This window comes from Pseudomonas sp. LF020 (assembly GCF_053456425.1).
This window is the reverse complement of the sequence record NZ_JBRFIX010000010.1, coordinates 162,893-176,034: the sequence shown is the minus strand read 5'-3', so window position 1 is coordinate 176,034 and position 13,142 is coordinate 162,893. Positions and strand designations below refer to the sequence as shown.

Annotated in this window: 7 protein-coding genes and 1 pseudogene; 3 read left to right on the top strand and 5 right to left on the bottom strand. The window is 61.9% G+C overall.

Annotation, left to right across the window (positions count from 1 at the left end):
• Positions 1 to 104: 104 nt before the first annotated feature.
• Positions 105 to 3,079: pseudogene (locus ACU680_RS22780) on the bottom strand (autotransporter outer membrane beta-barrel domain-containing protein).
• Positions 3,080 to 3,307: 228 nt separating this feature from the next.
• On the opposite strand from ACU680_RS22780, the gene ACU680_RS22775 reads away from it, so the two are divergent.
• On the top strand, positions 3,308 to 4,660 hold the full coding sequence (locus tag ACU680_RS22775; RefSeq protein ID WP_367082127.1) for a type II toxin-antitoxin system HipA family toxin: 1,353 nt from the start codon (positions 3,308 to 3,310) through the stop codon (positions 4,658 to 4,660).
• Positions 4,657 to 4,935 (top strand): helix-turn-helix domain-containing protein, encoded by a 279-nt coding sequence (locus tag ACU680_RS22770; RefSeq protein ID WP_007962249.1) that lies wholly within the window; start codon positions 4,657 to 4,659, stop codon positions 4,933 to 4,935. Before ACU680_RS22775 ends, ACU680_RS22770 begins: the two co-directional genes overlap by 4 nt.
• Positions 4,936 to 5,029: 94 nt before the next feature.
• On the opposite strand, the gene ACU680_RS22765 is transcribed toward ACU680_RS22770, so the two are convergent.
• From ACU680_RS22765 to ACU680_RS22755, 3 genes are read right to left on the bottom strand one after another with little or no spacing between them, the layout of a single operon-like run.
• Positions 5,030 to 5,701 carry a GNAT family N-acetyltransferase gene (locus ACU680_RS22765; RefSeq protein ID WP_448180569.1) on the bottom strand — a complete coding sequence of 224 codons (672 nt, stop codon included), beginning with the start codon at positions 5,699 to 5,701 and terminating at the stop codon, positions 5,030 to 5,032.
• 12 nt (positions 5,702 to 5,713) lie between these two features.
• Positions 5,714 to 6,160 carry a GNAT family N-acetyltransferase gene (locus tag ACU680_RS22760; RefSeq protein ID WP_367082125.1) on the bottom strand — a complete coding sequence of 149 codons (447 nt, stop codon included), beginning with the start codon at positions 6,158 to 6,160 and terminating at the stop codon, positions 5,714 to 5,716.
• A gap of 10 nt (positions 6,161 to 6,170) precedes the next feature.
• Positions 6,171 to 6,794 carry an FMN-binding negative transcriptional regulator gene (locus ACU680_RS22755; RefSeq protein WP_367082124.1) on the bottom strand — a complete coding sequence of 208 codons (624 nt, stop codon included), beginning with the start codon at positions 6,792 to 6,794 and terminating at the stop codon, positions 6,171 to 6,173.
• Between the two features lie 92 nt (positions 6,795 to 6,886).
• On the opposite strand from ACU680_RS22755, the gene pdxR reads away from it, so the two are divergent.
• Positions 6,887 to 8,440 (top strand): MocR-like pyridoxine biosynthesis transcription factor PdxR, encoded by a 1,554-nt coding sequence (gene pdxR / locus ACU680_RS22750; RefSeq protein ID WP_448180568.1) that lies wholly within the window; start codon positions 6,887 to 6,889, stop codon positions 8,438 to 8,440.
• A 3-nt stretch (positions 8,441 to 8,443) separates the two neighbouring features.
• Here pdxR and ACU680_RS22745 read toward each other — a convergent pair whose 3' ends face one another.
• Positions 8,444 to 13,033, bottom strand: coding sequence for a hypothetical protein (locus tag ACU680_RS22745; RefSeq protein ID WP_448180567.1), 4,590 nt, complete (start codon positions 13,031 to 13,033; stop codon positions 8,444 to 8,446).
• Positions 13,034 to 13,142: the final 109 nt, after the last annotated feature.

Here is a 13,142-nt window from a genome sequence, read left to right as displayed (position 1 = left end):
CTTCACCGTAGAAAAGGGTCGCAAGACCTGCGATCGGTGTTTTTACTCGAACCCCGCGGGGCCTTTTCCTACACCAGATCCAGACGCCGCCGGCTGTTCAAGGATCAGAAACTCATCTGCCACTGCCCGATCAGTCCATGGTTGCGGCTGTTGCTGCCGATCTCGCCGCTATAGAGCCCAGCCCCAGGGAGTGTCGTGCCGAAATGCCCACATCCAGCCCTGCTTCAAGTACCAGGCTGTCGCGATCCAGCGCGCTGCCATCAACATTGAATGCCGTGCCGCCGACCACGAATGCCTGACGCGTCGAGCTGCTGACATCGCCGTAGGTGTGCTTCCAGCCTGCGGCCAGGCGCGGGGTCAGGCTCATGCCGTTGTCGAGGCTGCTCAGGTGCGCCAGGCGCAGGCCGAGGGTGCTGCTGAAGTTGTCCTGGGTCTGGCTGTCGACGTCCAGTGCGGCGGCACCTCCCTTTTCCTGGTAACGGTCGCGGTGGTAGCGCTGGTAGCCGAGGCTGGCGAACGGCTCGGCGCTGAGACGGCCGCTGCCCATGGCGTAGCCGAGTTCGGCGAAGGCTTGCTGGCTGTCGGCGTCATAATCGCCCTTGGGCCGATCACTGAAACCGTTGAACGCCACGGTGCGTCTGCTTTCGCCCTGATGGCCGCTGTACGCCGCGCCAAGGCGCAGAGAAAACGGGCCGCTCTGGCGCAGTGCGTAGACGCCGGCGTGCCAGCTCTCGACGTTGCCATCGACACCGGTCGCGTCCAGATCAGTCTTCGAATAACCACCGAGCACACCGAGGCGCCATTGCGGGTTCAGCGCCCAGTCGGCACCCAGCACGCTGCCCTTGGTGCGTTGCTCCAGGCCACTGTTGCCATGCTCGCCGTCGAGCTTGCCGTAGCCGCCGATGGCTTGCAGCCACAGGCGTCCGCGCGCATTCGGATCATTCAGATTGCGCGCCTCGGTCGGTATGCCATTGGCCGCCAGCACCGGTGTTTCGCGCTGATCGAGGCCGACCATCAATCCCGGGCTGCCGCCCATCTGCTGCATCGCCGCAAGCATGCTGTTGCCCACTTGACTGCTGGCGCCGAGGGTGGCGCTGGTCAGGTTGGCATTGCTGGCGCCGGCCAGTTGCTCGATCGCCGCGCCAGCGGTGCTTTGGGTGGTGTTGAGCAAGGCGTTGTACAGCGCGTTGTTGTTGCCCATTGAAGCGAGGCTGCTGGCCGCGTTGCCGCCGTTGCCGGTTGCCGCGAATTGGCTGAAGGCTACGTCATTGCGGGTGTAGGTCAGATCGACCTGCGTCGGGGTGTAGGCCAGGGTAGGCGTGAGGAATGCGTAATCGCTGGTGACCTTGCCGAACGTGCCGTTGACGCTGGCCGCTTGCAGCACGGTGTAATGGCTCTGCCACGGATAGGTGCCGCTGCCGGGATTCACCGCCAGGGTCGCACCGTTGAGAAAGGCAATGCCGCCGACCTGCACCGGGGCGCTGCTGCCGTCGGCGCTGCTGCCGTCGGCGTTGACGCCGTAGGCAAGGGTCGATCCGCTGCCCATGTTCAAATCATGCACGATGCTTGCGCGACCGAGGCTGGTGTCGGTACGCAGCGTACCGTTGACGTTGAGGCTGCCCACCGAGCCGCCACCGGCGTACACACCGCCGGCGTCTACCGTCAGGTTGCCGGCGATGCCGCCCTGATTGATCAGGGTGGCGCCATTGCGCACCGCACCGCCGTCGCTGAAATCGCCGTTGCCGGTGAGTGTCCACGCACCTTGCCGGACTTCCAGCCACTCGAAATCGCGGCTGGCACCGAAGCTGCCGCCCGCCACGTCGTCCATCACCACCCGGTCATAACCGCTGCCGCCATCGACCACGCCGACGAAACGGCTGCCATTGCGCAGGGTCAGGCTGTCATTGCCGCCGCCCAGGTCGAGCGCCAGGCCGTTGCTGCCACTGATGGTGCCGCCGTTGATCACGGTGTCGGCGAACTCGCCGACGAATGTCACGCCGAAGCCGTCGAGGCCTTGAATGGTGCCGTAGTTCTCCAGAGTGGTCGCCGCCAGCCCCGATCCGCCGCTGCCGTCGTCCACCAGAATGGCGCTGTTGGCGCCGCTGATCAGTGCGCCATTGGCGTTGAGAATATGGCCGCCGCCGAGGGCGATGCCCTCACTGCCGTTGGCGAACCCGCCCTTGTCCACGCCCCCGGCGCCAACGCCTTGGATGGTGCCGTAGTTTTCGATGTGAGCGATCTTGTCGATGTCCACGCCATCGCCATCACCGTTCGCTTGCAGCCCAGAGTAGGCGCCGGTAATGGTGCCGTGGTTGATCACCGTGCCGTCGCCGTCGGAGCCGAACCCGGAACCGTTGCGCCCGGTGATTTGCCCATAGTTGACCAGCGTCGCCCCCAGGTCGGTGGTGATGCCATGGCGGCCGCCGGAAATCACTCCGTAGTTGGTCACGCTGACACCGCTGGCCGAGTCGATGTCGATACCGTCGAATTTCTCGTCGGCGTTGTGCGAGTCACCGGTGGAGATTTCGCCGTAGTTGGTGATGGTCGCGTTGGCGCCGGTCTTCATGCCGTCGCTGGCATCGCCGCGAATCAGCCCGCCCGCACGGTTGATGATGGTGGTCCTGACCCCGTCGCTGCGCAGGGCATCGAGGTCCAGACCCTGGCCGGTGGTGGAGCGAATCACGCCGCTGTTGTCGATCAACAGGCTGCCGCTGACGAAATTGCTGTCGATACGCAGCGCGTCGTTGGCACCGAGAATCTGCCCGCCGCTGCGGTTGTAGATGGTGTAATTACGCGCCTTGGTTTCGTCACCACTGCTGTCGATGGCCCGTCCCCCGGTCGAAACGATTTTCCCCGCGTTATCGATGACCACACCGGCGCCGCTGGTCTGGTCTTTAAGGCTCACAGCCTTGCCGCTGCCGGTGATGCTGCCCGGTGCCGAAATCGTCAGCGTGTCGCTGCCGCCAAGGGTTTGCGAAGCGGTGGTGGCGCTGTCGATCTGCACGGTTTTGCCGTGGGCGGTGCCAGCGGTAATCAGCAAAACGGCGGCGAGGGACAAGCGCTGCGGCGGGAAGGTCATGAGTGAACGGCCTTTTGTTATAAGCGGGCCGTCCTGTATAGCGAAGGGTTTTTACAGAATGATGTATTGAGCCCTGTCTGCATTATTTTGCGGATAGGCTGCATGGGAAGCGGCTGAATCTGCATTTTGTTGCAGATTTAATTTCTCTGCCGACTGATGGAATGCACTATATTGCATCTACTATCAAAGCTAGCCATGTAGAAATGCATTTAAATGCAGGTGAAAGGCATGTACCAGCTGACATTGCAAATATATACGGCCAGTGAATGGCACGACGCCATGGTGCTGAGCTTCGATGATCCCGAAAAGGGTTTTGAAAGTCGCTGCAGTTTTGGTTACGAAGCGGCATACCTTGTCGAAAATATTGACGCCATAGGGTCGCCGTTTTCGCAGGCAGTCAGTGCGCTGTACCCTCTGGACTGGGAAGGTCGGCGCTCCGGCACGCCATCCTTTGTGCACGACATCGCTCCTGCAGGCGCGGCCAAGAGGTTTTTGCTTGCGCGACTGGGGCAAGAAAAGCCGGCCGATATCAATGCCGATCTATATCTGCTTGGCCGTAGCACTCCCGCTCCTATCGGCAACATGCGAATCAAAGAGTCGGCCGAGGCCGTAGATGAGCGTAAGCCCATCGGATTCAAGCGTGAGGATGTCATTCATCGCGATAACCGTTTTCTTGAATACGCCTACGAACTGGGTGCGGCGATTGGCGGTGCTACGGGCGCTGGTGGCGAAGCACCGAAGCTGTTGTTGGCCGAGAACAAGGCCGGTCTTCTGTACCCCGATGCAGTATTGGGCGACGAAGAAGTCCGACAGCACTGGTTTGTGAAGTTTTCCAGAAACTGGGGAGGTCTGACTGATCAGGACATCCTGCGAAGCGAATTTCATTACTACAGGGCGCTTCAGAAACTGGGTATCGAAACGATCGCGGTCGAGGGCCTGGCACTGGAAGAGGCGAACAAGCCGAGTTTGTGGATGCAGCGCTTTGATCGCAGAGTGGATGACGGATGCGTGTCGCGTCTTGCCGTCGAGTCGATCTATTCCCTGGCCCAAGTGACGATACCGGGAAGCGCGATGAATCATATGGAGGTTATCCGCATGCTGGCCGGGCTCTGGCGTAAAGCGGGGCAGGCAAGTCAGGTACCTGATCTTGTAGCTGATTACTTGCGTAGGGACTTGATCAACAAGATCCTCGGCAACTCGGATAACCATGGTCGAAACACCGCAATTATCCGTCAGGCAAATACATTTCGCCTCGCACCGATTTACGACCTGGCCCCCATGGTCATGGACGACGAAGGTGTGACCCGTACGACCAAATGGCCCAAGGAGCTGGAGAGGGCGGGAGACGTCGACTGGCTGGGAGTTTGCCGCGCATTGGCGGATATCGTCGAACCGGACGAGCCAATGGCGGCGCTATCTGATGCGCCCGTCCTTTTCGAACGGCTGCGCGAAGACGCACGACACCTGGCAGCGCTGCCGGACATTCTGACTGCCAGCGGTTTGCCTGACAGAACTATGAACCATCCGGGCGTTCATCTGAAAAATCTGGAGCAGCGTTTGAAAGAGTGGGATCTGAAATGAGCATGACGGTTGCCGAGCGCACAATGCTCATCGAAAGCATTCAGGAGGCGCTGACTCAAGGGACACTGGAGATCGGCGAAGCCGTTCGCCGTTTGCGGGTGGAAGTCACCGGGCTGCATCAAGCCCAGTTCGCGAAGATGTGCAAAATCTCGGTCCGCACGCTGGTGCATATCGAGCATGGTGAAGGTAACCAGACGCTGAAGTCGCTGAACGCGGTATTTGGTCCGTTCGGGATGAAGATGGGTGTCGTAAAAATCCGCCGTGACATTGGTTGAAGATCAAAAGATCGCAGCCTGCGGCAGCTCCTATACAGGTCGGTTACACCCCTGTAGGAGCTGCCGAAGGCTGCGATCTTTTGCATTTACAGACTCAGGAACGGCACTCGACCAAACCTTTCACCTGCCCGGTCGGCGTCTGGTTGGCATCGCTCAACCACTGCTCGAACCCTACCGCAATCGCCGGCCACTCCGAATCCAGGATCGAATACCACGCGGTATCGCGGTTCTGCCCTTTGACCACCATGTGCTGGCGGAACACGCCTTCGAAGCTGAAGCCCAGGCGTTCGGCGGCGTATTTGGAGCGGGCGTTGCCGTTGTTGCACTTCCACTCCAGGCGCCGGTAGCCCAGCTCGAAAGCGTGTTTAGCCAGTAGATAAACGGCTTCGGTGCTCTTCGGCGAGCGTTGCATCGACGCGCCGAAGGTCACGTGGCCGATCTCGATGCGGCCTTGCGCCGGGATGATCGACATCAGGCTGAGGATGCCTTGCACCTGGCCTGTGGCGCGGTCGATCACGCTGAAGAAATATGGATCGCTGCTGGCCGCATGATTGTTCAGCCAGTCATTGAAAACGCTGCGCTCGGGGAACGGCCCATAGGGCAAGTAATCCCAGAGCTTCGGGTCGGCGCCGGGGCCTTCGAGGGCATTGAACAGATCGTCGCCGTGGCGTGCCGGATCGAGTCGTTCCAGACGGATGAAACGGCCTTCGAGCAAGGTCGCGGTGGGGGCGGGGACGCCTTTCCAGTCGGCAAGTGAAGTGGTCATGTACGCGGTTCCTTAAATGGCTTTGCGAAACTGGATGAATCCCGGGCGCTCGGCGATGCGCTCGTAGAGCTGGATCGCGGTGGCATTGGTTTCGTGAGTCAGCCAATGCACCTTGCAGCAACCATCGGCCTTGGCGGTGGCGTAGACGTGTTCGATCAGCAGGCGACCGACGCCAGTGCCGCGCGCGTGCTCCTCGACCAGCAAGTCTTGCAGGTAGCAGGAGTTTTCGATGCTCCAGTTCGAGCGGTGGTAGATGAAATGCACCATGCCCACTGCCTTGCCATCGGCCCAGGCGAGGGCGGCGTGGGTCGGTTCGCTCGGGTCGAGGAAGCGCTGCCAGGTACTGTGGGTCACTGCGTCTGGCAGTTCGCCTTTGTAGAAGCCCAGATAGGCTTGCCACAAAGGTAGCCAGGCGGCGTGGTCGCCGGCGGTGACAGGGCGGATGTCGATCTGACTCATGCTGATTTCCTTAACGCATCAAGTGGGCGAGGGTCTGGTCATTGATGTCGGGGCTGGCAGTCAGGCCTTCGCGCACGCCGGCAATGTCTTCGGCGCTGCGGTTCTGGCTGAGCTTGCGTTTGCCTTCGAGGCGGTCGATCGGGATGGCGAAACCGACGATGGCCTTGAGCATGCCGTCGATATAGTCGGCCGGCGCGTCGTCGACGTTCCACGGTTGCGCGCGACCGGCTTCATGGCGATCAGTCAGCGTGCTGACGATGTCGAGCAGGCGCCCGCCGTCGCTGAAGGTTTCGGCGTGACCGTAGGCGTGCACGGCGACGTAGTTCCAGGTCGGCACGACTTTGCCGTGCTCGGCCTTGCTCGGGTAAAACCCCGGGCTGACATAGGCGTCGGGGCCGGCAAATATCAGCATCGCTTCAGCGCCATCGCGCAGGTCTTTCCATTGCGGATTGGCTTTGGCCAAGTGCCCGTACAGCGTGCCGTTCGGGCCTTGTTCGCGGTGCAGCAGCACCGGCACATGGCTGGCTTGCAGACCGTTTTCACCGTTACTCACCAGAATCGCGAGACGGCTGGCGAGGATCAGTTCGTGCAGTTGCGACAGTTCGTCGATGGCAAAGGCGCGGGGCGTGTACATGGAGAGATTTTCCTTGGCGAATGCCTGCATCCTAGGCAGGCTATTGGTCTGTTGTAAGAGCCATTGATGACTAATTTCATAGGTCCATTGTCATGCCCGAATCGCCCACGCTGTCCATGCCATTCAATCCGGCCGGTATCGAACTCGACCGCCGTCAGGGTTTGAGCCGCCAGCTCTATCAGGCGCTGCGTCTGCGCGTGCTGGACGGGCGTCTGGCCAGTGGCACGCGGCTGCCGGCCAGCCGTGATCTGGCGGCGGCGTTGGCGATTTCCCGCAACAGCGTGGTGCGCGCCTACGATCAGTTGTACGCCGAAGGCTTCATCGAAGGCCGGGTCGGGGACGGCACGTACGTCGCCCAATTGCCGCAAAGCGCATTGCCCACGAAAAAACTGTCCACAAAAGTATCCACAGGGTTTTCAACAGGCTTACCCACAGCCTTATCCACAAATTGGCTGGATTTACCTGTGATTTCATCCAGTAAAGTTATCCACAGCTGTGCTGTGCAGCGCCTGGAAAACAACCATTTATCGTTGCCCCCCAGTGGTCCGCCGAAGGCATTTCGGGTCGGTGTTCCGGCCTTCGATCTGTTCCCGTTCGAGGTCTGGGCCAAGCTCAACGCGGCTTTCTGGCGCAAACCCGATCTGCAGCAATTGTGTTACGGCGATCCGGCCGGAGATCAGCGCCTGCGTGGATTGATCGCTGCGTATTTGCGCAGCTCACGCGGCATGCAATGCACCGCTGAGCAAATTGTGATCACCAGTGGCGCGCAGCAGGGCATCAGCCTTTGTGCACAGCTGCTGGTGGAGCCGGGCGATGCGGTGGGCATCGAGAATCCGGGCTACCGCGCGGCTGGCCATGCTTTTGCGGTGGCCGGCGGCCGGTTGCACGGGGTACCTGTGGATCAGGACGGCATTGATTGCACAGCGCTGGGGCAAATTGCCGACTGCCGCCTGGCCTATGTCACACCTTCCCACCAGTACCCGACCGGCGTGGTCATGAGCCTCGCCCGTCGGCTTGAGCTGCTGGCCTGGGCCGAGCGCAGCCAGGGCTGGATCATCGAAGACGATTACGACGGCGAGTACCGTTACAGCGGCGCACCGCTGGCTCCGTTGGCAGCGCTGGATCGTCAGGGCCGGGTGCTCTACGTCGGGACGTTCGGCAAGGTCGCTTTTCCGGCGTTGCGTCTGGGCTATCTGGTATTGCCGACGGGACTGGTGCAAGCCTTCGCGCGGCGCCGTGCGGTGGACGTGCGGCATTCGGAAGTCAGTACCCAGGCAGTGATGGCCGAATTCATGGCGGCCGGACATTTTCAACGGCATATCCGGCGCATGCGGCGCGCCGCCCTGAGTCGGCGCAACTGCCTGCTGGCGCATTGGCCGGACAACGTCGAGGGCGTCGCAGGCCTGCCCGCCGTGGCTGCCGGGTTGCACCTGACGGTCGCAGTGGACAACGTTGCCCGCGAGCGTGAGCTGATCGCCAAAGCCGAAAGTGTCGGGGTCGAGGTCAATGGCCTGAGCAGCTATTGGCTACCCGACTCCCAAACCCCGGCGGATCAGCGCGCCGGTCTGGTGCTGGGATTTGCCGCCGTGCCGGAGGTCGATATCCAGGGCGCTCTGGCACGGCTCCGCAGCGTCTGGTGCGACTGAGCGTCAGCTTTCGTCGGCTCCCGCATGGCGTGGGTGAAGGAACAGATCCCGCACCGCCGGACGAGTGATCCGGCGCAGCACGTTATCCACGGCATCGAAGCTGTCCAGTTCCTGGCGCACTTTCGCTGGCAGCTCCTGCAAAAAGCCATCGGCAACCTTTAGGTGAGCAGCCGTGAAGCGGTCGCTCGGATCGGTCAGCGTGTCGTAATGAAAGTGCGCGACCCACAACGGTTGGTCGTTGCGCGTCTTGTCGAGGATCCGGTACTCCTGAAAGAAGTCCTTGCGCTGCCGGGTGCGGATGCGTCCGCGCGGGTCTTTGACGATTTGCACCAGATGGTGTTCGTGCAGCCATTTCAGATAGCTCTCCCGGGGTTTGCGCGCGGTGAGCATGCTGCCGTAGACGTTGATGCCTTCACGACGCAGGCGGGCAGCGGCTTCTCGCAAGTCGGTCGTCAGTCTGCCGACTGGAAATTCAGCGCTTTTTCGGACAAGTATTGCCTGAACGTTTACCGCTGCCTGATCGAAACGGGTTGCCTGTTGATCGAACAGATCCTGCATGTCGGCCGGGATGCGCGAAGGCCGCTGCGCATCGGTGCGCAGGCGTTTGATGAAGGCGTCCAGTTCCGCGACCAGGGTCATCGCATTGCCGATCATCTGCGCATCGTCCAGCGTCGGGACGACGGCGGGGCGCTTGATGACGGAGCGGATCACCGGCATGTCTTCCGTCGCCTGGGGTTTGTCAGGGGACGCTGCCCGTGGTGTTTCGATGATGCGCGGCCGTGACTTGCTCACCTTGCCGATCCCGCGCGATGTCGACGGTGCCGGATCGAGCCTGGCCATGGCTGCGGTGGGAACCTCTTCCGGTTCCGGCAGAGCGATCAGCAGACGCTTGCGGGCCAACTGGTGAAAGTCTTCGACCAATTGCTGAACCCGCTGGAAGCGGTTCACTTCAAGTTGCGCGGAGGCGCTGGCCAACACCTCCTGCAAGCGGCGCTGGGCATCGGCCAGACGGTCGACCACGGCGCTCAGTTGCTCGACATCCAGTGCCCGGCTGTTGCGCCGCTCCACCAGCAGATGGCCGGCCTCGGCAGCCCCCTCGAACACCGGAACGATCAGTTGCCGCAGTGGATCGAGGACGCTGTCCGGTGCGTCGCTCAGCGACAGCTCGGTGGACATGCCGATTTCATTGGCGTGCAAATCGCGACGGGTGAACGAGGGCATCAGTCTGCGCAGCTCAGTCGCCACTTTGCGGGTTGCGCCGGTATGTTGGTCGAGTCTTTCCAGCGAGGTGTGCAACTGCGCAAGGCGCTCGACCATCTCGTCACTGACGGCGATGGCTTGGCGTGCGGCCTGCATCTGAGTCGCCCGCGAGCGGGTTTCTGGTGGTTCCGAGGTGCTCAGCTGCGGCGCGACGATGCGCGCGTATTCGCGCAACTTCATGCGCATCCAGCCGCTGAGATAGCGATGCTGTTCGACCGAGAAACGCATCAGTTGCGACTGGTAGAACACCCCGGCACCACCGGCCTCCCGCCACTTTTCCAGATCCTGCAGAGCCTGACCGTAGGCACTGGCCAGTTCGTCGGCCTTGGCGATGTACGCGATCACGGCAGCTTCGGACATAGGCTCCGCCGGATCGCTGTTCTCCAATGGTTGCAAGGCTTCGTCGAGGCTGGCCTTGCGCCGGGCTTCCTGTTCGATGAACCGGTGCAATGCCGCCCATGCCTCATCCTTGCGGGTGGCGCGCTCACGCCGCAGGGCCTCGATCCTTCCGGTCGGGCCGCCACCGCGCAGGCGCAGCTTGAGATCCCAGTTCCACAGAGCGGTCTCGGGATCGAAACGAATGCACAGACCGGAATGCCCCGCGTTGTGCGGATCGACGATCAGCACCGGTTCGTCGCCCTCGGCGCTGACTTGAAACCAGCGTGTTCCGACCCGCGCATAGAGTTTCCCCGAGGCCTCATACAGGTGGGCGGCATTGACGCGTGCATTTTCCGGCAGCGCCGGCCGTGGGACTTCCAAGCGGTCAAGGCGTTGCACAAAACTTGCGTGTGCATCAAACCGTACTGGCGCGGAGTGTGCGAGCAAGGACCGATGCGCCTCGGGCGGGCTGGCGCCCCACGCCGCGGTGTCCTGCGTGATAGTCGGCGTGTTGCCGGGGAGCAGCGGCGCTTTGGCGGGTTCTGCATAGTGTGTGCGAGTCGTCTGTGGAATTTCGTTGAGCGGCCCCGAGAGTCGAATGCGCCGTACTGACGCTTTCTGCGCGAGCAGGATGCCCAGTGCCAGCAGCACATCGCCGATCGAAGACCACTCGACCGCAGTATTGCCACGCTCATGGGCATCCAGTGCCTGCTGGACCTGGCTGACGGTCTGCCAGACCCAGACAGCCGTGCCCGCCGGTCCGCCGAGAAAGTTGCTGGCCACACCGAAGATGGTCCAGCCGCTGTCAGCCAACAGCGTCCAGCGCCGCTCGGCATTGGACGTCGATTGGCGATCGGCGAGGTCGGCCATGGCCTGGCTGTTGCTGGCGAACAGCTGCGAAAACACATCGCCGCTCAGGGGCGAATTCGCCAGGTCGACGGCGGAGGTCAGGTCAAGGTGCAGAAAGGGTTCGAACGCCAGTTCGGTAATCGTCCATGGCGAGGGCAGCCCGGCGGAAAACACATACTGGGCGTACTCGAAACTCAATGCCGGAGTGGGCAGCCAGGCCAGCACCGAATCGCGCAATTCACCCGCCTGGTAAAACGCGTACAGCATGTTCTGTTCCGAGGGGAACTGACGCAGCGATTGCTCAAGCAACGGTCGGTAAAGCAGGCATGGGCCACTGGCGCCGGCGCGCGGCCCGATGATGTACATGTTCGCCACCGTGTCCGGCGTACTGCCCAGGCGAAAGCGCGGGACGAAGGCCAGGGGCCGGATCTGCACCGGCCATTCGGAGGCGGGGGATTTGGCGGCGATGCAGTCGATCAATTGGCGAACCAGACGATAACCCTGTTCGTCGACATCACCCTTGCGCTTGAGCTTGCACTCCAGCGCCAGCATCGGCAGCAGCTGCGGCAACTGTCGGCTGTAACGGATCCTGTGGCGCCCGGCCTGCACCGGGTCGTCGATCAGGGTACGCTTGATCAGCGTTGGATAACGCTCGCCAATGTTGACCGCGCTGGCCATGCGTGACAGCAGTTTTACCGTCAGCCAGTCCGGCGTGGCGCTGCCGTCGGCGTAGGCGACCGTGGCGAGGTAAGGACGGGTGTTATGCAAGGCGAATTCGCCGAGGGTCTGGACACTGACGCTGGTCGGATCAGGCAGGGTCAGACCGCCGGCTTCGAAGCTTTGGGTCAGGGTGATCCGTACATCATCGAGGCGCAGTTGCAGGGTGTCGGCAGCGGGTCGCTCGGCAACGATGGCGGCGCGCATCTGTTGCTGGGCGTAGTCCAGAATCAACGGGACCTCGCGGTATTCGAAGCACTGGCTGTCGGGCTCGCCACGCAGGCTGCCCAGGTCGCTCAGATAACCGCTGTAGGTCTGGATGTCGTCCAGCGATCCTGCCAGCAGCCATTGCGGAATCGCCCTGTCCAGTTGCTCGATGCGCGCGTCGTCATCTGTCCTGGAGTCGGTATCCCCTTCGCGCGGGTGTGAAAAGAATTTGGCCAGGGGCGAGCGACTGCCCGGATCGAGGGCATCGATCGAGTCGATCTGACAGCTCACCAGCGCCTGGACCATGGCATCGAAAATATTCCCGTCGGGTTCATAGAGCCGCCATTTCAGACCCTGACCGCGCAAGTCGATGTCGATGCGCTCGGGCAGGGTGGCGCCCAATTGCGCCATGGAACCGAACGATTCATAGCCTTCTTCGATGGTGAACAGCGCAAGCAACTCGCGACCGCCCAGCGTTGCGCTGAGCACCAGCGCGCCGGCCAGCATCAAGTGCTGCGTCTGGCTGCTCTCGGCCTGATCAAACACCAGGTCGAGATCGATCAGGCGGGCGCGCACGTTCGTCAGTTCGGCGCTGGTCGAAGCGCGCGATGTGTTGTCCGGGTGTTGTGCGACGAGGCGGGCGAGGCGGCACTCGTGCGCATCCCAGCCATTTACCGATTGTACGTTCAGCGCCTGTTGCAGGGTGTCAGCCAGTTGTTGCCAGCGCGGTTTCTGCTCGATGGTTTGATTCCAGTAATCGAGTTGGCTCTGCGCGAAGCCGGTGAACAGTACCGGGGCATTTTCGTTGAGCAACGTCGTCAGTGCGTCCATGCCGGCCGGCAAATGCACCGGCTCGTCGGTCTGTGATGACAAGGTCAGGAAATGCTCACCTTCAATGCAGTTGGCCTTGGTCTGGGTGAACGCCAGGCGCGCCAGCATGTGAGTCAGCGATTCGTAACGACAGCTATGGCTGACCAGACTTTCGCCCTGTACCTGCCAGACCGGGGTCGCCAGCAAGGCGGTGCCGGGATCGATCTGCAGATCGGGAAACTGCGTAGTCAACGCCTTGCGCAAAAGTTGTGCTGCGGCGTCGTGCAAGACCGGTCCGCCGCTGGTCTGTTCGACCAGGCGGCTTTTGTTCAAGAGTTGGGGAGCAATGTTCGTGCGGATTGTTTCACTCATGGGATCGCAACCGTTGGGCAGGTGGAGAGTGCGGCAATTGCCGTGTGCAACCGACAGTAGCGAGCGGTCCAGCCCCTCGGGTGGTAGATATGTATAGGTTGAAACAAGC

Coding starts and splice junctions, on each gene's coding strand:
- ACU680_RS22775 (WP_367082127.1), top strand. CDS start 3,308: ATGTACCAGCTGACATTGCAAATATATACGGCCAGTGAATGGCACGAC.
- ACU680_RS22770 (WP_007962249.1), top strand. CDS start 4,657: ATGAGCATGACGGTTGCCGAGCGCACAATGCTCATCGAAAGCATTCAG.
- ACU680_RS22765 (WP_448180569.1), bottom strand. CDS start 5,701: ATGACCACTTCACTTGCCGACTGGAAAGGCGTCCCCGCCCCCACCGCG.
- ACU680_RS22760 (WP_367082125.1), bottom strand. CDS start 6,160: ATGAGTCAGATCGACATCCGCCCTGTCACCGCCGGCGACCACGCCGCC.
- ACU680_RS22755 (WP_367082124.1), bottom strand. CDS start 6,794: ATGTACACGCCCCGCGCCTTTGCCATCGACGAACTGTCGCAACTGCAC.
- pdxR (WP_448180568.1), top strand. CDS start 6,887: ATGCCCGAATCGCCCACGCTGTCCATGCCATTCAATCCGGCCGGTATC.
- ACU680_RS22745 (WP_448180567.1), bottom strand. CDS start 13,033: ATGAGTGAAACAATCCGCACGAACATTGCTCCCCAACTCTTGAACAAA.